We start from the raw sequence: 20,962 nt of genomic DNA, 5'->3' as shown, positions 1-20,962 counted from the left end.
GGGTCGGCGGACTATCTGACCGCGACCGGCTCCGCCGCCGGCGCGCGGTAGGCGAGATAGCCACGCTGGATGGCGATCTGATCGGCGAGATACTTGGCGTCGTGCCACACGCCCCAGATGAAGCTGGACCCGCGGCGTGACAGCCACGGCAACCCGAGGAAGTACACGCCGGGCTCGCTGGAGATGCCACGCTGATGGCGGGGGCGACCGTTCTCGTCGAGCGCGTCCACCTGCAGCCAGCCGTAGTCGTAGGCGAAGCCGGTGGCCCACACGATCGACGTGATGTCGTGTGCGGCAAGGTCCAGTGACCGGATAGGGTCGGTGACGCATGCCGGCTCCGGGCCGATCACCCGTGCCTCGGGCTCCTCCGGCAGGTCGAGGCCGTTGCGGGCGACATACGCGTCGGCCTCGTCGAGCATCGACAGGTAGTTGGAATCTCCGGCCTCGATGTTGGTGCGCAGATCGTCGGCGAAGGTCATCACGCCGTCGGTCACCCCTTCGGCACGACCGAGCAGGGTGATGCCGTCGGCGGCGAGGCTACGGAAGTCGACGGTGTGCCCGCCGTGCGCACCGCTGACCGCGATCGTCACGTGCTCGGCTCCGGCCGGGGGAGCTGCGGCATCCCACTTACCGAGAACGCCCAGCCACCAACAGAAGTCGCGGCCACGGTAACTGCGCGGGGGCCGGTCGTGCGGGCCGACGGCGAGGTACACAGAACGTCCTGACGCCCGCAGTTCGTCGGCAATCTGCACTCCCGACGAACCGGCTCCGACGACGAGGACGGCACCATCGGGTAACTGCTGCGGATTGTGATACGAGCTCGAATGGATCTGGTGCAGTGCGGAGTTCGCGGGAACCAACGGCGGGATGACCGGCTTCTGGAAGGCGCCGGTGGCCGAGACGACGTAGCGTGCGTCGATCGTTCCGTCGGAGGTGGTCACCCGGAATCCGGCAGCGTCGTCGAGCTTGCGCACCGAGGTCACCTCGACGCCGGTGCGGATCGGCGCGTTGATCTTTGCCGCGTAGGCGGCGAGATAGTCGGCGACGCCCTCCTTGCCGACGAACGCGTCGGGGTCACCGGCGAAGGTCATGCCCGGGAAGCGGTCATGCCAGGCGGGGCCGTTGGCGACGAGGGAATCCCAGCGCCAGGAGCGCCACCGCTCGGCGACGCGGTCCTTCTCGAGCACCAGGTGGTCCAGACCCTGTGCGCTCAGGTGTTCGCTCATCGCGATACCGGCCTGACCTGCGCCGACGATCAGCACCTCGACTTGTTCGTTCGTCACCGTAACCCTCCAATGGTCCGCTGATCATCACGTGTGTTGCCGTCAATGATTCAGGGGCCGATTGGTTCTGTACAGCGCATTTAATTGAGCTAGTGCATCGGTTCAATCGATGTAAGGAGCGGTCGGAGTTCGGCCCGACGCACTCAGTCCCGCCGCGCCGGAATCGTCCGACTGTCACCGCGGAACTCCGCGACCACGTCACCATCGCAGGTGACGGTCACGTCATAGATGCCGTTACGGCCGAAACTCCGCACCTCGCGGGCCTCGGCGACGAGGACGTCTCCCTCACGGGTCGGCCGGAGGAAATGGATGTCGCAGCGGGCGGCCACGGCGGCATCGGTGCCGCTGTTGCAGGCCAGGGCGAAGGTGGTGTCGGCGAGGATGAAGACGTAGCCGCCATGGGTGATGCCGTGGCCGTTGACCATCTGCGTCCCGACCCGTATCGAGGTCCGGGCCCGCCCGGGACCGAGTTCGACGAGTTCGATGCCGAGCGCGCGGGATGCGTTGTCCTCGGCCCACATCCGGCGAGCGATCGGGTGATCGTCAAGCGAGGACGCGGGTGTTGCGGTCATGGGCGGACCGAGGTTTCCTCATGCGTGAACATGGTGACGCCGCCGGTGGCGAAGTTGGGTACGTCGGCGGCGGCCGCGCCCATCTCCGGTGAGGTCAGCCCGGCCTTGAGTGACTCCGCGTCCGCGAAGTACAGGCTGGCCACCGAATAGTACGGTGCCGGTGAACCGTCCAGTGATGACGCCTTGGCGTAGGTGTACTCGGTCAGGCCCGGAATCGCATTGGCCAGCGAGATGTGCACACGCTCGTAGTACTCGTCGAAGGCGGCGGGGTCGGTGGGCTCGCCGTAGCAGACGGCAACGCGAATGGTCATGGTGTGCTCCTCAATTCGGTTGGTGACAACCGGGTCAGTCCTGGCCCTTGGCGACCAGGGTGAGAACGTCGTACGTCGCGACCGGAGCGCCGTCGGCATTGGTGACGACGGCGTCCCAGCGCACCTCACCGTAGTCGGCGCTTTGGCGTGGCGTGATCTGTTTGGCGGTCAATGTGACCGTCAGACTGTCGTCGGCCTTCACCGGCGTGAGGAACCGCAGACCGTCGACCCCGAAGTTCGCCAGGACCGGACCCGGAGCCGGGTCGACGAACAGTCCGGCCGCCAGCGATACCACCAGGTACCCGTGGGCAACGATCCCGCCGAACAGTGGATTGGCCGCGGCCGCAACCGGATCGGTATGGGCGTAGAAGGTGTCACCGGTGAACTCGGCGAAGTGGTCGATGTCGGCGCGCGTGACGGTGCGCGGCCCGCCGACGATGGTGTCGCCGATCTGCAACTGTGACAAATCCTTCCGGAAGGGATGCACGTCACTCTCCCGGCGATCGGCACCGTTGACCCAGCGATGCCCGACGGCGGTCAGCACATTCGGCGTCCCCTGAACGGCGGTGCGCTGCATATGGTGGAGCACCCCGCGGATACCGCCGAGTTCCTCACCGCCACCGGCCCGCCCGGGACCACCGTGAACGAGGACCGGCAACGGCGAACCGTGACCGGTGGATTCGGCGGCATCCTCGGAGTTGAGCACCAGCACGCGCCCGTGGAATGGGGCGAGTCCTCGGACCACCTCGCCGGCGAGGCCGGAATCCCTGGTGACCAGCGACGCCACCAGACTGCCCTGTCCGCGCGCCGCCAACGCCACGGCGTCGGCGGTGTCGCGGTACTCGATGACGGTGGCCACCGGCCCGAAGGCCTCGATGTCGTGTGGTTCGGGTGCAGTGGAATCGTTGGCCCGCAACAACAGTGGAGACAGGAAGGCGCCCTTCCCGGAATCCGCGTCGATCACGTCGACATGATCGGGATCGCCGAAGACGATGTCGGCGGATTTGGTCAGTCCGCGAACGGCCTTGAGTACCTCGTCGCGTTGTTCGATGCCCGCCAGTGCCCCCATCCGGACGTCGGGATTGCTCGGATTGCCGACGCGGACCTTCGCGAGGCGCGCACATGCTGCCTCGATCACCGCGTCGACGAGCGGTTCGGGAACCAGGGCGCGGCGGATCGCGGTGCACTTCTGGCCGGCCTTCACGGTCATTTCGGTGACGAGTTGTTTGATGTAGAGCTCGAATTCGGGATCGTCGACACCGATGTCGGTGCCGAGGATCGACGCGTTGAGCGAGTCGGCCTCGGCGGTGAAGTGCAGACCCGATGAGACGACCGTCGGATGTGCGCGCAGCAGGGCGGCGGTGTCGGCGGAGCCGGTGAAGGCCACCGAATCCTGGCCGTCGAGGTGATCGAGCAGATCGCGCGCGCTCCCGCACAGCAATTGCACCGAGCCCTCGGGGAGGATGCCGCTCTCGATGATGCGGCGGAACACCAATTCGGTGAGGTAGGCGGTGGCACTGGCCGGCTTGATGATCGAGGGCACACCGGCGATGAACGCCGGCGCCAGCTTCTCCAGGAAACCCCACACCGGAAAGTTGAAGGCGTTGATCTGCACCGCAACTCCCCGGCGTGAGGTGTAGATGTGCTGGGCGGCGAAGGTACCCTTCTTGCCCAGCGTCTCCACCGCTCCGTCGAGATACACCGTGTCGTCGGGGAGTTCGCGGCGCGCCTTGCTCGCATAGCTGAGGATGGTGCCGATTCCGCCGTCGATGTCGACGGCCGAGTCGCGATCGGTGGCGCCGGTTCGGCGGGAGAGCTCGTAGAACTCCTCCTTGCCGGCCATCAGGGTCAGTCCGAGTTGTTTGAGCAGCGTGGCGCGTTCGTGAAAGGTCAGTGCCGCCAGCGCGGGCCCGCCGACGGTTCGTGCGTAGGTCACCATCCCGGCCAGATCGAGACCGGTCGAGCTGATCCTCGCGACCTCCGTTCCGTCGACCGCATCGGGCAACGCGGTGCCCTCATCCGGTGCGGTGTACCAGCGTCCCTGCGCGTAGCTGTCCAACATTGCGCTCACAGTCAACTCCCTCTACCGTCCATTCGGTCGGTAATTACCATCGCTGGGACGAAGGTCCCGTGTCAAGAGGGGGATACGTCAGGCGCGGCGTCGGCGCAGACCGTCGAAGGTCATCGCGACGACGGCGTCGGCGAGATCATCGACACTGATGCCGACGCGGGGCCGGTACCACTCGATCAGCGAATTGACGGTGCCGAAGAGCAGCCGCGCGACAAGGGCAGGATCGACCTCGGGGGAGACGTCGCCCTCCTCCGCCGCCGCGATCACCAGGTTGCCGACGAACTCGTCAAACTCGCGCCGGCGGGCGAGTGCGCGCCTCTCGACGGCACTGTTTCCGCGCACGCGTAGCAGCAGGGTCACGTAGGGGAGCTCGGCGGCCAGAATCTCAACACTGCGTCTGACCAGGTATTCCAGGCGCTCGATGGACTTCCCTTCGGTCGCACCCGCCTCGGTGGTGGCCGCGAACAGGGCATTGAGGGCGCGGCCGAGGGCGAGCTCGAGGAGCTCCTGTTTACCCGACACGTGGTGGTAGATCGACGACTTGCTCAGGCCGAGCCGGTCGGCGAGCACATCCATGCTGGTGCCGTCGTAGCCCTTTTCGTTGAAGACCTTGACCGCCACGGCCAGCAGCGAGTCGAGGTCGTAGCCGGGGCGCCCCGGGCGGCCGGTGCGTTTCGCGGGTTTTGCCCCGATCAGCTCATCAGTCACGTGCTCATCATGACAAACGCCGACGCGTGAGTTGATGGGTATTTCGACCCAGGGCTTGCGAACCGACCAAATAGTCGGTTATTAATTGAAAGGTCCACAGTGTGAGGAGGTGCGAAGATGCCCACTGGTGTTACCGAGGACACGGCCACGGTGCTCGACGGCCTGGAGTATGTGCGGTTCGACGACGGCGGTGACCGCTATGTGGTGACGCTGAACCGCCCGGACCGGCGCAACGCCATCACCGGCGAGATGATCGCGGAGTTGCACCGGGTCTGCGCCGCCGTCGAGCAGGCCCCGAAGCCGGTCATCCTCACCGGAGTGGGCGGCAACTTCGCCGGCGGCGCCGACATCGCCCAACTCGCCCGTCGCACCCGCGACGACGCGCTCGCCGGCATCAACCGCACGCTCTTCGATCGGGTGGCGGCCCTGCCGTTGCCGACCGTTGCCGCAGTGCGCGGCTATGCGCTCGGCGGGGGAGCGGAGCTCACCTACGCCTGCGATATCCGGGTTGCGGCCCCCGACGCGGTGTTCGGCAACCCGGAACCGGCGCTGGGTATTCTCGCGGCCGCCGGCGCGAGCTACCGGCTGCCGCAATTGGTGGGTACGTCGGTGGCCAAGCAGATCCTGCTCGGCGGAGTGCGGCTCGATGCCGACGCAGCCCTGCGGCATGGGCTGGTGATGGAGATCGCCGACGATCCGCTCGTCGCCGCCCACACCCTCGTCGATCGGGTGGTGACGCAGTCGCTGTTGGCGCTGCGGCTGTCGAAGAAAGTCATCGACGCCCCGGGACATCACCCGTGGGCCGACGACATCGTGCAGGCCGTGCTCTTCGAGAGTGCCGACAAGGCCCAGCGGATGAGTGCGTTTCTGGAGAGGAAGTCATGAGCAGCAAACAGGTCCCGGCCCGCGTCGGCGTGGTCGGCGGTGGTCGCATGGGAGCCGGCATCGCGCAGGTCTTCGCCGAACGCGGGGCGACGGTCACCATCGCCGAGACCGTCGATCAGCAGGCCGCATACCAGCGTGTCGAGACCGGACTGCGGCGGGCCGCCGAACGCGGCAAGCTGGACGGGGCGCAACCCGAGGCCGTCCTCGCGCAGGTGCGCACCGTCGGTGCGCCGGACGAGCTACCCGCGGATCTCGACCTCGTCGTCGAGGCGGTTCCGGAGAACACCGCGCTCAAGCTCGACGTCCTCACCCAACTCGCGAAGACGCTCGACGCCGACGCGATCATCGCATCCAACACCAGCTCGCTGTCGATCGCCGAACTCGGTGCGGCACTGTCCGATCCGTCCCGTTTCGTCGGGATGCACTTCTTCAATCCGGTACCGGTGTCGGAACTGGTCGAGATCGTCCGTGCACCGCAGACCGCCGAGGTCACCGTCGACGCCGTGGTCGGCTGGGCGCAGGCGCTGGGCAAGACCGCGATCGTCGTCAACGACTCACCCGGCTTCGCCACCAGCCGCCTCGGCGTGCACCTGGGCCTCGAGGCCATCCGCATGCTGGCGGAGGGCGTCGCCGACGCCGAATCCATCGATCAGGCCATGGAACTGGGCTATCGACATCCGATGGGTCCGCTGCGCTCCACCGACCTGGTGGGTCTCGACGTACGTCTCGCCGTCGCCGAACATCTCGCCGCGACCCTCGGACCACGCTTCGAACCGCCACAGCTATTGCGTGACAAGGTCGCTCGCGGCGAACTCGGACGCAAGAGCGGCCGCGGCTTTTATGACTGGAAAGGCTGAGAGCATGACCACCACCCTCGAGATCGCCGACGGGCTCGCCACCATCACTCTGGCCCGCCCGACAGCCCACAACGCGCTCGACGTCGACACCAAGGTCGCACTACTCCAGGCGATCGAGAAGATCGTCGGCGACCGCAGCGTGCGTGCGGTCCTGCTCGCCGCCGACGGCAAGAACTTCTGCGTCGGACAGGATCTCGGCGATCACGTCGCCGAATTGGAGAAATCGCCCGAACACGCGATGGACACCGTGGCCGACCACTACAACCCGGTGATCCGGGCCCTCGCGGCCATCGACGTTCCCGTCATCGCCGCCATCCGCGGAGCCTGCGTCGGCGCCGGACTCGGCATTGCGCTGACCGCCGACATCCGGATCGCCTCGCAGAACGCGACATTCGCGACCGCCTTCGCCGGCATCGGGCTGGCCAGTGACTCCGGCCTGTCGCATCACCTCGTCTCGATGCTTGGCGCGAGCCGGGCGATGGGACTGCTGATGCTCGGCGACCGCTTCGATGCCGCACAGGCCGCCGACTGGGGACTCGTGCACCGCGTCGTCGACGACGCCGAATTCGACACGTCAGTGAAGAAATCGGCGGCACGTCTCGCCACCGGCCCGACCGAAGCGTTCCGCCGGATCAAGACACTCGTCGGCGCGTCCGCCACCGGACTCGATGCGGCCCTGGACCGCGAACTCGACGCCCAGCGACATCTGGGTGCCACCGCTGATCACGCGAGCGCCGTCCAGGCATTCCTGAACAAGGGCACGCCCCACTTCGCCGGCCGCTGAACGCACGGCAGTACAGCCCCCGACAACAAGGCAGATGAGATGAGCAGCCCCACCACCGACACCACCGACCTGCAGGAGTGGTTCGACGCGACGATCGCCGACGAGGCGCGTATCGAACCCCGCGACTGGATGCCCGACGGCTACCGTAAGACGCTGATCCGTCAGATCGCCCAGCACGCACACTCGGAGATCATCGGCATGCAGCCCGAGGGCAACTGGCTCACCCGGGCGCCGTCGTTGCGGCGCAAGGCGATCCTGATGGCCAAGGTGCAGGACGAGGCCGGCCACGGTCTCTACCTGTACTCCGCTGCGGAGACACTCGGTGCCGATCGTGACGACCTCACCGAGAAGCTCATCTCCGGCAAGCAAAAGTACTCCTCGATCTTCAACTATCCGACGCTGACCTATGCCGACGTCGGTACCATCGGCTGGCTCGTCGACGGGGCCGCCATCTGTAACCAGGTGCCGTTGTGCCGCAGCTCCTTCGGACCATACGCGCGCGCGATGATCCGGGTGTGCAAGGAGGAGTCGTTCCATCAGCGCCAGGGTTACGAACTGCTCACCACGATGATGGCGGGCACCGACGAACAACGTGCGATGGTCCAGGAATCGGTCGACCGGTTCTGGTGGCCGGCGCTGATGATGTTCGGACCTCCCGATGACCGGTCACCCAACACTGAACAGTCGATGGCGTGGGGCATCAAACGCAACACCAACGACGATCTGCGGCAGAAGTTCGTGGACATGAGTGTGCCGCAGGCGCAAGCCCTCGGCGTCACCTTCCCCGACCCGGACCTGGCATGGAATCCCGACCGCGGGCACTACGACTTCGGTGAGCCGGATTGGAGTGAGTTCGCCGAGGTCGTCAAGGGTAACGGCGCCACCAATTCCCAACGAATCGCGGTGCGCCGCAACGCCCACGACGACGGAGCGTGGGTCCGCGACGCCGCCGCCGCCTTCGCCGCGCGAGAACAGGAGAATCACCGATGAGCCAGATCAAGGCGCAATGGCCGCTGTACGAGGTCTTCGTGCGCGGCAAGCGCGGACTCAACCACGTCCACGTCGGCTCGTTGCATGCCGCCGACGACGAGATGGCCCTGCGGCACGCCCGTGACGTCTACACCCGCCGCAACGAGGGAGTCAGCATCTGGGTGGTGCGCTCGAGCGACATCGTCGCCACCAGTCCGTCGGAGAAGGACCCCTTCTTCGCTCCCAGCGGCGACAAGGTGTACCGCCATCCCACGTTCTACGAGATCCCCGACAACGTCCCCCACATGTGAGTGATGCCGACATGACAGACCATGACAACGCATATCAAGGCCTCGTCGACGAGGACTCGCACGGGCAGTGGGCTTTTGGCACCAGCTTCGACGACCCGCTCGCCGGCGTCGACACCACCGTCCCCGACGACGTCGACCGCCACGCACTCGCGACGTACTGCCTCATGTTGGGTGACGACGCGCTGATCAGCGCGCACCGTCTCGCCCAATGGTGCACCCATGCACCCGAACTCGAAGAGGAAGTGGCGCTGGCCAACATCGGTCTCGATCTGCTCGGCGCCGCGCGACTGCTTCTCGCCCGTGCGGCAGCCGCCGATCCCACTGTGGTCCCGCACATCTCGGACACGACACCGATACCTGACGAGGATGCCCTCGCATTCTTCCGGGACGAGCAGGACTTCCGCAACGTACATCTCACCGAGGTCGACAACGGCGACTTCGCGGTCTCGATGGTCCGGCTGCTGATCTTCGCCACCTGGCGGCTCGCCATCGTGGACCGGTTGCGGACCTCCCGTGACCCGGTCCTGGCCGCGGTGGCCGACAAAGGCGTCAAGGAACTGACCTACCATCGCGACTACGCGGCTCGCTGGATAGTCACACTCGGTTGTGGCACAGACGAATCCACACGACGACTGGCCGCTGCCCTGGCTCAGATCTGGCCGTACGTCGACGAGCTCTTTGTCCCCACCGCCGAGGAGATCGCTCTCGCCGCGGCCGGTGTCGGCGTCGATCCCGCCACCGTGCGAGGTGAATTCGACGAGGTCATCGGGCAGGTTCTGCACGCCGCGGAGGTGCAGACACCCGAGGTCGGCCGGATCGGGCGGGTCGGTGGTCGCGCCGGGCGCGACGGGCTGCACACCGAGCAGATGGGTTACATCCTCGCCGAGATGCAGAGCGTAGCGCGACGACATCCGGAAGGAGTGTGGTGAGATGACCGCCGTAGCAACACAATCACCGCGGGCGATCGTCGCCGACGTGCTCGATCCGGAGATGCCCATGGTCACCCTCGACGATCTCGGCATCATTCGTGACGTCGAGATCGACGACGCCGGCCGGGTAACTGTCACCATCACGCCCACGTACTCCGGTTGCCCCGCGATGGCCACGATTCGTGACGACATCATCTCGGCGTTGACGCGTCACGGATTCGGTGACGTCGTCATCCGCACCAGCCTTACCCCGCCGTGGACCACCGACTGGATTTCGGCCGCGGGTCGAGACAAGCTCGTCGCGGCCGGATACTCGCCACCTGCGGCGGCGCCGCTCCGCGCGCCGGGGCCAATCCCGCTGACGCTGACCGTCCGTCCGCGTGCCGTCGTCTGTCCGCAATGCGGATCCGATCACACGCAGCTGATCTCGGAGTTCGGTGCCACCTTGTGCAAGGCGCATTATCAGTGTCTGACCTGCGCCGAACCGTTTGATCACGTCAAGGAGATCTGACATGACGACCAGCACCACCACGGCGGTCCCGGTGACGGCGCCCGCGCGCGGGCGGGGTTTTCACGCCCTGACCGTCGCCGACATCGAGTCGCTGTGCGACGACGCCGTCGCCGTCCGCTTCGCGGTGCCGCCGGAACTCCACGACGAGTATGTGTTTCGCCCGGGCCAGTCGTTGACGTTGCGTCGCACCGTCGACGGGGTCGAGCACCGTCGAAGCTACTCGATCTGCGCACCGGCGGGTACGGCGCCGCGTGTCGGGGTGCGTGAGGTCAACGGCGGACTGTTCTCGAGTTGGCTGGTCAACGATGTCCGTCCGGGGGATCGCATCGAGGTCTCACCGCCGACCGGTTCCTTTCACGCCGACCCGGATTCGGGCGGCAGACATCTGCTGATCGCCGCGGGCTCGGGTATCACTCCGATGCTGTCGATCGCGGCGTCCATGCTGGCCAACCCGGATACCGAGGTCACCCTCATCTACGCCAACCGCAAAACCCGGTCGGTGATGTTCGCCGAAGAGATCGCCGACCTGAAGGATGCACACGGTCCGCGATTCGACGTCATCCACGTCCTGTCCCGCGAACCCCGCGAGTCCGAACTGTTCAGCGGCCGACTTGATCGCGGACGTCTCGAGAAGATCCTGACAACGGTGGTGCCCACCACCGACATCGACCACTTCTGGCTCTGCGGCCCCTTGGGCATGGTGGAGACGGCAGAGGATGTCCTACGTTCGCAGGAGATCACGAAAGACCGCATCCACCACGAACTGTTCTACGTGGAGGCCACTCCACCGCCGATGGATCGTCATCGCGAACGCGGCGCCTCGGGCCCGACCAGCGAGGTCACCCTCGTGCTCGACGGCAGGTCGGTGGCGGGCGCCCTACCCCGCGACGAGACGATCCTCGACGCGGGTGAGGACCTGCGTTCGGATCTGCCGTTCGCCTGCAAGGGCGGAGTGTGCGGGACGTGCCGCGCCAAGGTCACCTGCGGTGAAGTCGACATGCGACGCAACTACGCACTCGACGAGTCCGAAGTGGCCACCGGGTTCGTCCTGACCTGTCAGTCCTACCCGCTATCTGATGATGTCACCATCGATTTCGACGCCTGATCACCACACCCCTCCTCACGACAACGCAGCCCACCGACCCACAAGCATGGAGCCCACCATGACCAGCACCCTGAGCAGTCCCGCCGGCGGAGCGGATACCGTCGACATCGAGTACGCGAGCCGTGACCGCATCGCCGATCTGCAGTTGACGCGCCTGAAATGGTCACTGCAGCACGCCTACGAGAACGTCCCGCACTATCGGAAGGCGTTCGACGAGAAGGGTGTTCACCCCTCGGATCTGAAGTGCCTGGGCGATCTCGCATTGTTCCCGTTCACCGCCAAGACAGATCTGCGGGAAAACTATCCGTTCGGCATGTTCGCCGTGCCACAGGATCAGGTGTCGCGGATTCATGCCTCGTCGGGAACAACCGGGCGTCCGACCGTGGTGGGCTACACGGCCAATGATCTGAGCAATTGGGCGGATCTGGTGGCGCGCAGCCTGGCCGCGGCGGGTGTCCGGCCGTCGGACAAGGTGCATGTGGCCTATGGATACGGCCTGTTCACCGGCGGTCTGGGTGCCCACTATGGCGCAGAGCGACTGGGCTGCACCGTCATTCCCATGTCTGGCGGTATGACCGAGCGGCAGATCCAGCTGATCGAGGACTTTGCTCCGGACGCGATCATGGTCACCCCCTCGTACATGTTGACGATCGTTGACGCGATGATCGCCAAGGGCATCGACCCTGCGCAGACCTCGCTGCGGACCGGTGTGTTCGGTGCCGAACCCTGGACCGAACAGATGCGCGCCGAGCTCGAGGCGCAACTGAACATGGATGCCGTCGACATCTACGGACTGTCCGAGGTCATGGGGCCCGGGGTGGCGCAGGAGTGCGTGGAAACCAAAGACGGACTGCATATCTGGGAAGACCACTTCTATCCCGAGATCATCGACCCGCTCACCGGTGAGGTACTGTCCGACGGCGAGGAGGGAGAGCTCGTCTTCACCTCGCTGACCAAGGAGGCGATGCCGATCATCCGTTATCGCACCAGGGATCTCACGCGTCTGCTGCCGGGTACCGCACGCACGATGCGTCGAATGGAGAAGGTGACCGGACGCACCGATGACATGATCATCCTGCGTGGGGTCAACCTGTTTCCCACCCAGATCGAGGAACTCATCCTCACATTGCCGCCGCTGGCCCCACAGTTCCAGTGCGTGCTCGACCGGCCCGGTCGGATGGACACCCTGACGGTGCATGTCGAGTATCGTCCCGATGTCTCCGCCGATCACCGTGAACCCGCTGCGCATTCACTGAAGAAGCTCATCAAGGATCGGATCGGCGTTACCGTGGACGTGGCCATCGCCGAACCCGGCACCCTGCAGCGGTCGACGGGCAAGGCAAAGCGATTGGTGGACAACCGGCCGAAGGCGTGACGAGAGTGATGTGAGCCGAATGACCATGTGCGACCGCCCGCTGGATTTCGACGGATGGCGCGAGGCGATTTCGCAGGCGTTCGTCCCTCTCGATGCGACGCCACTCACCCCCGGATTCGGATCGTTCGAGGGTGGGCTGCACAGTCGGTCGCTCGGTGACCTGCAACTGTCGGAGGTGCTGGGATCGTCGGCGCATGTTCGTCGATCTCCCCGCACCATCCGGCGTTCGGATCCGGGCGTGATCAAGGTGGCATTACAGATGGCGGGCACGTCCACGGTGACGCAGTATGAACGTCAGGCCGCGCTGGGTCCCGGTGATCTCGCCGTCTACGACACCAGCGAGCGCTACGACCTCTTCCTCGCCGGCACCTTCGACATGTTGGTGGCAGTGCTGCCGCGAGAGTCATTGCGTATCAGCGATTCAGAGTTGCGTCATGCCACCGCACGGGCGATCTCCACCACGTCGGGAGTCGGCGCCCTGCTACGCCCGATGCTGATAGCCCTGCGGGCATCGTCGCCCGACGACTCCGGGTCAGTGGGACAAACCCTGGTGACTGACGCCGTGGCCGATCTGGTGAGCGCGGCACTGCGCGCGGGCTCACCCGACGATTCGCTGGGGGCCGGTGAGACGATTCTGCTGTCGGCCAGGGCATACATCGATGCGCGACTCGGTGACATGACGCTGACGCCGTCGGCCGTGGCGGCGCACCATCACGTGTCGCTCCGTTACTTGCAGAAGCTGTTCGCACACGACGGACACAGTGTCGCCGGCTTCATCCGGCAACGTCGACTCGAACGATGTCGACGAGACCTCGCCGATCCCGCGCAGTCCCACCGCGGCGTCGGATCAATCTGTGCAGCAAATGGTCTCGTGGACGCCGCACATTTCTCACGGCTGTTCAAGAATGCCTACGGGATGAGTCCGCGCCAGTACCGAGACAACCACCTGTCGGTCCACTGACCTGTCCGCTGAGCGAGCATCCTCACTCCCGCTGGTTGGGCACCTCCCCATTCGGCTATCGCTCCTGACCGGCTTGGCCCACGGGACGGGCTACTCGACCAGCGGGAAGATACTTGGTGGGACGACCCGCCGGTCGAGCGCGAGGACTTCGGATCAGTACATGATCACGCCACGGACGTTCTCGGCCCTGCGCATTGCCGCGTATCCATCGTTGACCTGGTCGAGGGTGTACGTGCGGGTGATCATCTCGTCGAGCTTGAGCTGGCCCTCCATGTACAGCCGGAGCAGGTGCGGAATGTCGAAGCGGATGTTGGCATTTCCGAACCAGGCTCCCTTGAAGGTCTTTCGCATGGCGGTGAGATCGAACAGGCTCATGGTGACGTCGGTGGCGGTGAGATCTCCGACCGAAACCTGGACGCACACACCACCCTTGGCGACCAAACTCATGGCCGGGCCGACCAGGTCGCCGCGAGCCACGTCGACGGTGATGAGGACCTTGTCGGCGAGTTGTCCCCAGGTGATGTCCTGTAGCAGCGCCAGTGCTTCGTCGATCGTGGCCACCGCGTGTGTGGCGCCGAAGATCTTCGCCTGTTCACGCTTGAACTCGGAGGGATCGACGAGAACCACGTGACGTGCACCTGCGAGCGAAGCCCCCTGTACCGCACCACAACCCACACCGCCCATACCGAGTACGACAACGGTCTCACCCGCGGAGACGCCGGCGGCGTACACCGACGAGCCCCATCCGGTGGTGACACCGCAGCCGACGAGTGCGGCCTTGTCCAGCGGGATGTCCTTGGTGAGCTTCACACACGATGCCTCGTTGACCACCGTCACCGGGGCGAAGGTGCCGAGCAGACACATCAATCCGGCATCCTGACCGTTGACGTGATGGCGTGCGGTTCCGTCGGAGAGCTGCACCCCGGCAAGCAGATTGGCGCCGAGATCGCAGATGCTGGACATGCCCTTGGCACACGACGGGCACCGACCACATGCCGGGATGAAGCCCAGTGCCACGTGGTCGCCGACCTCGACGGACTTGACTCCGGGACCGATCTCGGTGACCACGCCGGCACCTTCATGTCCGCCGATGTAGGGGTACATACCGACGGGCACACTGCCGTCGCGCACATGCTCGTCGGAGTGACACATTCCCGACGCGGCGAGTTCAACCTTCACTTCGCCGTACTTCGGGTCGTCGAGTTCGAGCTCCTCGACCTTCCAGTCCTGACCGGGTTCCCACAGGACCGCTGCCTGAGTCTTCATGAGTGACTTCCTCTTCTGGTGATTGTTGACGGGTATGTGAGCTGTGTTGTCACAGGACGACGGTGACGACCTTCTCCTCGGTGTTGGCGACGATGCCCGCCCACCCGAGTTCGCGGCCGACGCCGCTGGTCTTCATGCCGCCCCATGGGAGCGCTGGATCGATTGCGGCCCAACCGTTGACCCACACCGCCCCGGCACGCACCTGGCCGGCGAGTGAATGTGCCTGTGCCACATCCGATGTCCAGATGCTCGCCGCCAGGCCGTAGTCGGTGTCGTTGGCGATGCGGATGGCCTCGTCGGCGTCATCGAACGGGATCACCGTGCCGACGGGGCCGAAGATCTCCTCCCGGGCGATGCGCATGTCGTTGGTGGCGTCGGCAAAGACGGTGGGTTGCACGAAGAATCCCTCGTCACCGCCGCGCCCGCCGCCGGCGACGAGCCGGGCACCGTCGGTGCGTCCGGCCTCGATGTAATCGAGAACCGTGTCGCGCTGCTTGGCGTTGACGAGCGCACCCATCGTGGTGGCCGGATCCAGCGGATCGCCGAGCACCTGCGCGGCGGCGGCCGCCGCCAGCCCGTCGACCACCTGGTCATAGTGCGAACGGTGCACCAGCACACGGGTTCCGGCGGCACAGACCTCGCCCTGGTTGAAGAACAAGCCCATGGCGGTGCCATTGATCGCGGCGTCGACGTCGGCGTCGGCGAGGATGATCTGCGGTGACTTTCCGCCGAGTTCGAGGGTGGTGCGTTTGAAGGTGTCGGCCGCCACCTTCAGGATGTGGCGACCGACGCGAGGGCTGCCGGTGAAGCTGATCTTGTCGACGTCGGGGTGGGCGACGAGCGCCTCGCCGGCCACCCCGCCGAGACCGGGGACCACATTGACCACGCCGTCGGGCAGACCGGCCTCGGTCAGCAGCGACGCCAGATGCAGGATCGAGAGCGGCGCGTCCTCCGGTGGCTTGACCACCAGGGTGTTGCCGGCGGCCAGTGCCGGGGCGAGTTTCCACGCGGCGATCATGAGCGGTGTGTTCCACGGGATGATTGCGCCGATTACGCCGACCGGTTCACGGACTGTGTAGGAGTGGGTGGGCCGCCCGAAGTATCCGGCGGTCGGGATGGATTGACCGGTGATCTTGTCGGCCCACCCGGCGAAGTGGCGGAAGGTGCCGGCGGCGTTGGGGATGTCCAGCATGGACGGTTGGCCGATCGGTTTGCCGATGTCGAGCGCCTCGAGGCGGGCGAGGATGTCGCCGTCGCGCTCGATGAGGTCGGCGACGCGATGGAGGATCGCACCGCGTGCCGCTCCGGGTGTGGCAGCCCAGTCGCCGGCGAGCTGAGCCCGGGCGGCACGCACCGCGTCATCGATGTCCGCGGCGGAGCCGGCGGCGACCTCGACCAGCGGTAGACCGGTGGCCGGGTTGATGTCGGTGAAGGTGACGCCGTCTCGGGCCGGGCGCCAGGTGCCGGCGATGAGGATCTCGGTGTGCACCCCGTCGGGTAGTGCGCTGTCGACGATGGACGTGTCCAATGCCGTCATGACCTCTCCATTTCTGTCGTGAGCCCGCCCGTTCGGCGAACGTGATGTGACTGTTGCCACAAGTCTGCGAACTGGCGGGAGTCATTACTTGCACGTCCGCGCATGAGTGATTGACGGAACGCGCACGGTGAGGTGAGACGCACTCGGTTATCGTCACAACTGGCTAACAACAGCGGTCTCGATTTCCGGGACCAGGTCCGGGCCGGATAGACTCGCCCGGATTGGGGCTGTTGTGACTAAAGGGGTTGATGGTGCGTAAGGGAATCACTCGCACGCTTGTGGCGTCAGTGACCGCGATGGTGGTCGCGACGGGCACGGGACTCGGCGTCGCCGCGGCAGACCCCACGAGTACATCACCCACCAACCCATCGAACCCGGCGCCGATGAACGTCTCGAAGATCGAGACCCTGGTGCACGACTCCGCCCAGCAGGTCACCGCGATCGTCTACTCGGCGTCGATGAACAAGCTGATCCCGGTCACGATCCTGCGCCCCAAGGACACCAGCAAGCCCGCGCCCACGCTCTACCTGCTCAACGGGGCGGGTGGCGGCGAGGATTCGGCCACCTGGGCCGCCAAGACCAGCTACACGCAGTTCTTCGCCGACAAGAACGTCAACGTCGTGACGCCGATCGGCGGCGCCTTCTCGTATTACACCGACTGGCAGCAGGACGACCCGGTGCTCGGCCGCAACAAGTGGACGACCTTCCTGACCAAGGAACTGCCCCCGCTGATTGACAAGGAATTCGACACGACCGGGGTGAACTCCATTGCCGGTATCTCGATGGCCGGGACGTCGGTGCTCAATCTGGCGATCGCCGCGCCGCATCTGTACCGGTCCGTCGCGGCCTACAGCGGTTGCGCCCGCACCAGCGACCCGCTGGGCATGACCTACATCCGGATGGTCGTCGGCGATCGTGGCCGCGGCAACATCAACAACATGTGGGGCACCCCCGGCGGACCCGGCTGGGTGGCCAACGATCCCTACATCAATGCCGCGAAGCTCAAGGGCACCAAGGTCTACATGACCAGCGGTTCGGGTCTGCCCGGGCCGAACGATCAGCTAAACGCACCCTTGATCGACGGAAACCCGGTCACCCTGGGCAACCAGATCATCCTGGGCGGGGTCATCGAGGCGGCGGTCAACCAGTGCACCGTCCAGATGGCGCAGCGGATGAACGAACTCGGCGTCGTCAACCGGGTGTCATTGCGGCCGGTCGGCACGCACTCCTGGGCGTACTGGGAGCAGGATCTGCACGACACCTGGCCGATGATCGCGGGCGATCTGGCCAAGTGAGCCCGGCGAACCAACCCTGGTTCAACGGAGCCGGGTGAACCGAGCCCGGGTGAACCAAGCCCGATGCAACCAAGCCCGAGCAACTCAAGCCCGAGCAACCACGCCCGGGGCTCGGGCGGCTCAGTACGCCATGAACAGGATCTCGTTGCGCGAGTACTCGTGCCCGGGATGGTTCTCCGCGAGGTGTTTCCGCACGGTCTCGACCAGTTCGTCTTCGTCCGCGCCGCGCAGCATCTCGCCGCAGGGGCAGGTCAGCCGGGTTTTCACGAGGCACTCACCCGATCCTTCAGGAGCAGGCGGACGGTCAGTTCGAGCCGGTTGGTGACGTCGGTCGCCGACGCGCGTCGGGTCAGCCACTGCACGAGATTCGACATCCACACATCGGCGAGCACGCGGGCGATCGCGAGATCCTCCTCGGTCGGTTCGCCCTCGTCGACGATCGCGTTGGCGAGGAGTCGATCGATGATCGAGGCGACCTGGTCGACCTCGGCGGTCGCCGACGCGTCGGCGAACATGAATGCCCGAGTCATCGCCTCGGTGAGCAGCGGGTCGCGTTGCATCGCGAAGGTGATCATGTCCAGCACGTGGCGGAGACGCTCGATGGCGTTGTCGCCGCGCAGCTGTGACCGGTCGACGCGCGATTCGACGCGGGCCAACTCGCGTGCCAACGACGTCACCAACAGGTGCACCTTGGACGGAAAGTACCGGTAGAGGGTGCCGACGGCGACGTCGGCCTTCTCCGCGACCGTCCGCATCTGCACCGCGTCGTAGCCGCCCTTGGATGCCAATGCCAGGGTGGCGTCGAGGATGCGGCGACGCCGGTCACGTTGGGCGGCCGATCCGCTCTCGGTGGGTGAACCCGTGTCTGCGGTGCCGGATTCCGGAACCGTTACGGCATTGTCAGATGCGGCCATGTGCTCTCGGGCTTCCTCACGTCGGTGGTCGGCGGCTTGATGGCGCGATGGCTACCGCGCGTACGGTACTCATGGCATATTAGAACAGGTTCTAGTTCTTGGTCACCTAATCGGCACAGAGGATTCCCGTGACACTCGCCACGTCCCCCGAACAGATCGCCGTCTGCGAGGCCATCGCGGCCTGGGCCGCGAAGGTCGGCACCACCGATATCGCCCGTGCGCACCTGGATAAACCCGACGATCAGGTGGGGGAGCTATTCGCCCAACTCGCCGACTTCGGTGTCGTGTCGGCCATTGTCCCAGAATCGCGCGGTGGCCTGGGCGCGTCCTACGCCGACGTCGCCGCGATGGTCGAACGCTGCGGCCGGTCGCTGGTACCCGGTCCGATCGCCGAGACCGTCGCGACCGCGCTCGCGCTGACCCGCGCCGACGATCCGCGCGCAGCCGCGCTGCTCGAATCAGTGATCGCGGGCGCGACGCCGGGCATCGTTCCGGCGCGAGCACACATCGAGGCGACAACGGTCGGCGATGGCGAAGTCGACCTCGGCGTGGTGCCCGGTTACGTCGACGGCGCCGCGATCCTGCTTCCGGCGGTGACGGGGACGACGCCCAGTTCGTGGTGGGTCATCCCGCCCGGTGTCGGCGAGCGGGTGGTCGACGTCGAGACGCCGGTCGACGGTGCCGCCCCGACCGCCCGCGTGCGCATCGGTGGCGTCGGCCCCGACGACCTGATCGACTGCGGGGGCAGCCCGGTGATCGCCGGCGTGCTGAGTGCGGCTCGCGCCGCATACCAGAGTGGCGTGTGCCGATGGGCCCTGACGACTGCGGTCGACTACGCCACGGTGCGCACCCAATTCGGTGCGCCGATCGGGTCCTTCCAGGCCGTCAAACACATCTGTGCCGACATGCTTTGTCGCACGGAGCAAGTCGAGGCCACGGCTTGGGATCTCGCGCGCGCCGTCGACGACGCCATCGCGGCGGAACTCGACGATGCACCCGGCGAGCGGGCCCGCGAGCAACTCGAGTTGAGCAGACTCGCCACCGAGATCCTCGTCGCCGACCTGCCCGTCGCGGTGACCAAGGACTGTATACAGATCCTCGGTGGCATCGGCTTCACCTTCGAACACGACGCCCACCTGTACCTGCGCTCGGCGATGGTCGCCCGCGCCCTGCTGGGACAGGGGCACCCCGCCCGCGCCGACCTCGCCCGGCGGGGCATGCGGGGTGACCGACGCGACTTCGAGATCGATCTGTCGGCGGTCGAGCACCGTCGTGACGAGGTTCGTGGCGTGGTCGAAAAGGTCGCGGCGATAGACGAATCCGAGCAACGCCGGTTGCTGGCCGATGCCGGCTACCTCATGCCGCACTGGCCCGCCCCGCACGGGATCGGTGCCGACCCGGCGCTGCAGCTGCTCATCGACGCCGAATTCGAGCGCGCCGCGGTGATCCGGCCGGACCTGGTCATCGGGGCGTGGGCCATCCCGACGATTCTCGAACACGGCACCGACGCGCAGCGCGAGCGGTTCGTCGCGCCGACGCTGCACGGGGACATCGTGTGGTGTCAGCTGTTCAGTGAACCCGAGGCCGGTTCCGACCTGGCCGCGCTGCGTACCCGGGCGGCCCGGGTCGACGGGGGCTGGCGGTTGTCCGGACAGAAGATCTGGACCTCGCAGGCCCACAACGCGCAGTGGGGGATCTGTCTGGCCCGCACCGACGCCGAAGCGCCGAAACACAAGGGCATCACCTACTTTCTGGTGGATATGGCCGCCGCCGGCATCGACATCCGGCCGCTGCGCGAACTCACCGGACGGGCCAACTTCAACGAGGTCTTCCTCGACGATGTGTTCGTGCCCGACGACTGTGTGGTCGGTGAGATCAACGGTGGATGGCGGCTGGCCCGCACGACCCTGGCCAACGAGCGTGTCGCGATGGGCGGGTCGGGTCTGGGCAAGGAGATGGACGCGCTGCTCCGGCAAATCGCGCAGATGCCCCGGCCGCTGACCGACGCCGAGATGTCCGGGCTGGGACGACTCGTCGCCGACGCCCACATCGGCCGCGTCCTCGACGCCCGGGCGGTCACGCGACGCCTGGCCGGACACGACCCGGGGGCGCTGTCGAGCGTGCGCAAGCTGATCGGCGTCGCCCATCGTCAGGCGGTGCCGGACTTCGCCGTCGACCTGCTCGGTGTCGACGCCGTCGCGGCGACTGATGCGTCGGATCTGTTGTTGCAGAACCGGTGCCTCTCCATTGCCGGTGGAACCACCCAGATCCTGCGGACCGCGGCCGCCGAGCGGATTCTCGGACTGCCCCGCTCCTGA

General features: G+C 66.3%; 21 protein-coding genes. 12 read left to right on the top strand and 9 right to left on the bottom strand.

The window, feature by feature from the left end; translation table 11 throughout:
• Positions 1–11: 11 nt before the first annotated feature.
• The 5 genes from ACWDPV_RS05665 to ACWDPV_RS05645 all read right to left on the bottom strand — a co-directional run bounded on the left by ACWDPV_RS05665 (position 12) and on the right by ACWDPV_RS05645 (position 4,933).
• The gene (locus tag ACWDPV_RS05665; RefSeq protein ID WP_449742103.1) at positions 12–1,283 is read right to left on the bottom strand and encodes a flavin-containing monooxygenase; all 1,272 of its coding nucleotides are present in this window, start codon (positions 1,281–1,283) and stop codon (positions 12–14) included.
• 143 nt (positions 1,284–1,426) lie between these two features.
• On the bottom strand, positions 1,427–1,855 hold the full coding sequence (paaI, locus tag ACWDPV_RS05660) for a hydroxyphenylacetyl-CoA thioesterase PaaI (protein ID WP_449742102.1): 429 nt from the start codon (positions 1,853–1,855) through the stop codon (positions 1,427–1,429).
• Positions 1,852–2,166, bottom strand: coding sequence for an EthD family reductase (locus ACWDPV_RS05655; protein ID WP_449742101.1), 315 nt, complete (start codon positions 2,164–2,166; stop codon positions 1,852–1,854). The genes paaI and ACWDPV_RS05655 overlap by 4 nt, the downstream gene beginning before the upstream one ends.
• A gap of 34 nt (positions 2,167–2,200) precedes the next feature.
• The gene (gene paaZ / locus ACWDPV_RS05650; protein WP_449742100.1) at positions 2,201–4,237 is read right to left on the bottom strand and encodes a phenylacetic acid degradation bifunctional protein PaaZ; all 2,037 of its coding nucleotides are present in this window, start codon (positions 4,235–4,237) and stop codon (positions 2,201–2,203) included.
• Positions 4,238–4,315: 78 nt separating this feature from the next.
• Complete coding sequence (locus ACWDPV_RS05645; RefSeq protein WP_449742435.1) at positions 4,316–4,933, bottom strand: TetR/AcrR family transcriptional regulator; 618 nt, start codon at positions 4,931–4,933, stop codon at positions 4,316–4,318.
• Positions 4,934–5,062: 129 nt separating this feature from the next.
• Between ACWDPV_RS05645 and ACWDPV_RS05640 the strand changes: the two genes are divergently transcribed.
• The 10 genes from ACWDPV_RS05640 to ACWDPV_RS05595 are packed head-to-tail and all read left to right on the top strand — an operon-like array spanning position 5,063 to position 13,632.
• On the top strand, positions 5,063–5,830 hold the full coding sequence (locus ACWDPV_RS05640) for an enoyl-CoA hydratase/isomerase family protein (protein WP_449742099.1): 768 nt from the start codon (positions 5,063–5,065) through the stop codon (positions 5,828–5,830).
• The gene (locus ACWDPV_RS05635) at positions 5,827–6,687 is read left to right on the top strand and encodes a 3-hydroxyacyl-CoA dehydrogenase family protein (protein WP_449742098.1); all 861 of its coding nucleotides are present in this window, start codon (positions 5,827–5,829) and stop codon (positions 6,685–6,687) included. The genes ACWDPV_RS05640 and ACWDPV_RS05635 overlap by 4 nt, the downstream gene beginning before the upstream one ends.
• Before the next feature lie 4 nt (positions 6,688–6,691).
• Positions 6,692–7,471 (top strand): enoyl-CoA hydratase-related protein, encoded by a 780-nt coding sequence (locus ACWDPV_RS05630; protein ID WP_449742097.1) that lies wholly within the window; start codon positions 6,692–6,694, stop codon positions 7,469–7,471.
• A gap of 39 nt (positions 7,472–7,510) precedes the next feature.
• Entirely contained in the window at positions 7,511–8,461 is a 951-nt protein-coding gene (gene paaA / locus ACWDPV_RS05625; protein ID WP_449742096.1) for a 1,2-phenylacetyl-CoA epoxidase subunit PaaA, read from the top strand.
• Positions 8,458–8,751 carry a 1,2-phenylacetyl-CoA epoxidase subunit PaaB gene (gene paaB, locus ACWDPV_RS05620; RefSeq protein WP_348804684.1) on the top strand — a complete coding sequence of 98 codons (294 nt, stop codon included), beginning with the start codon at positions 8,458–8,460 and terminating at the stop codon, positions 8,749–8,751. Before paaA ends, paaB begins: the two co-directional genes overlap by 4 nt.
• 11 nt (positions 8,752–8,762) lie before the next feature.
• Positions 8,763–9,680, top strand: a complete 918-nt coding sequence (gene paaC / locus ACWDPV_RS05615; RefSeq protein WP_449742095.1) for a 1,2-phenylacetyl-CoA epoxidase subunit PaaC — start codon at positions 8,763–8,765, stop codon at positions 9,678–9,680.
• A 1-nt stretch (position 9,681) separates the two neighbouring features.
• Positions 9,682–10,191 (top strand): 1,2-phenylacetyl-CoA epoxidase subunit PaaD, encoded by a 510-nt coding sequence (gene paaD / locus ACWDPV_RS05610; RefSeq protein WP_449742094.1) that lies wholly within the window; start codon positions 9,682–9,684, stop codon positions 10,189–10,191.
• 1 nt (position 10,192) lies between these two features.
• Positions 10,193–11,296 carry a 1,2-phenylacetyl-CoA epoxidase subunit PaaE gene (gene paaE / locus ACWDPV_RS05605; protein WP_449742093.1) on the top strand — a complete coding sequence of 368 codons (1,104 nt, stop codon included), beginning with the start codon at positions 10,193–10,195 and terminating at the stop codon, positions 11,294–11,296.
• 58 nt (positions 11,297–11,354) lie between these two features.
• The gene (paaK, locus tag ACWDPV_RS05600; protein ID WP_449742092.1) at positions 11,355–12,671 is read left to right on the top strand and encodes a phenylacetate--CoA ligase PaaK; all 1,317 of its coding nucleotides are present in this window, start codon (positions 11,355–11,357) and stop codon (positions 12,669–12,671) included.
• 19 nt (positions 12,672–12,690) lie between these two features.
• Entirely contained in the window at positions 12,691–13,632 is a 942-nt protein-coding gene (locus tag ACWDPV_RS05595) for an AraC-like ligand-binding domain-containing protein (RefSeq protein ID WP_449742091.1), read from the top strand.
• A gap of 153 nt (positions 13,633–13,785) precedes the next feature.
• Here the strand turns inward: ACWDPV_RS05595 and ACWDPV_RS05590 are convergent, their stop codons facing one another.
• On the bottom strand, positions 13,786–14,898 hold the full coding sequence (locus tag ACWDPV_RS05590; RefSeq protein ID WP_449742090.1) for an NDMA-dependent alcohol dehydrogenase: 1,113 nt from the start codon (positions 14,896–14,898) through the stop codon (positions 13,786–13,788).
• A 49-nt stretch (positions 14,899–14,947) separates the two neighbouring features.
• Positions 14,948–16,435: a phenylacetaldehyde dehydrogenase StyD gene (styD, locus tag ACWDPV_RS05585; RefSeq protein WP_449742089.1), complete on the bottom strand. Its 1,488-nt coding sequence runs from the start codon at positions 16,433–16,435 to the stop codon at positions 14,948–14,950.
• A gap of 296 nt (positions 16,436–16,731) precedes the next feature.
• On the opposite strand from styD, the gene ACWDPV_RS05580 reads away from it, so the two are divergent.
• Complete coding sequence (locus ACWDPV_RS05580) at positions 16,732–17,730, top strand: alpha/beta hydrolase (protein ID WP_449742434.1); 999 nt, start codon at positions 16,732–16,734, stop codon at positions 17,728–17,730.
• 120 nt (positions 17,731–17,850) lie between these two features.
• Here ACWDPV_RS05580 and ACWDPV_RS05575 read toward each other — a convergent pair whose 3' ends face one another.
• Together ACWDPV_RS05575 and kstR are read right to left on the bottom strand one after the other, a co-directional pair.
• Complete coding sequence (locus tag ACWDPV_RS05575) at positions 17,851–17,997, bottom strand: DUF1059 domain-containing protein (RefSeq protein ID WP_449742088.1); 147 nt, start codon at positions 17,995–17,997, stop codon at positions 17,851–17,853.
• Positions 17,994–18,644 carry a cholesterol catabolism transcriptional regulator KstR gene (kstR, locus tag ACWDPV_RS05570; RefSeq protein ID WP_348804693.1) on the bottom strand — a complete coding sequence of 217 codons (651 nt, stop codon included), beginning with the start codon at positions 18,642–18,644 and terminating at the stop codon, positions 17,994–17,996. The genes ACWDPV_RS05575 and kstR overlap by 4 nt, the downstream gene beginning before the upstream one ends.
• A gap of 128 nt (positions 18,645–18,772) precedes the next feature.
• On the opposite strand from kstR, the gene ACWDPV_RS05565 reads away from it, so the two are divergent.
• Entirely contained in the window at positions 18,773–20,962 is a 2,190-nt protein-coding gene (locus tag ACWDPV_RS05565; protein WP_449742087.1) for an acyl-CoA dehydrogenase family protein, read from the top strand.

The sequence above is a fragment of the Gordonia sp. NPDC003504 genome (assembly GCF_053587995.1).
Note: the sequence above shows the minus strand (reverse complement) of the source record. Positions and strands in the feature narration are given on the sequence as shown.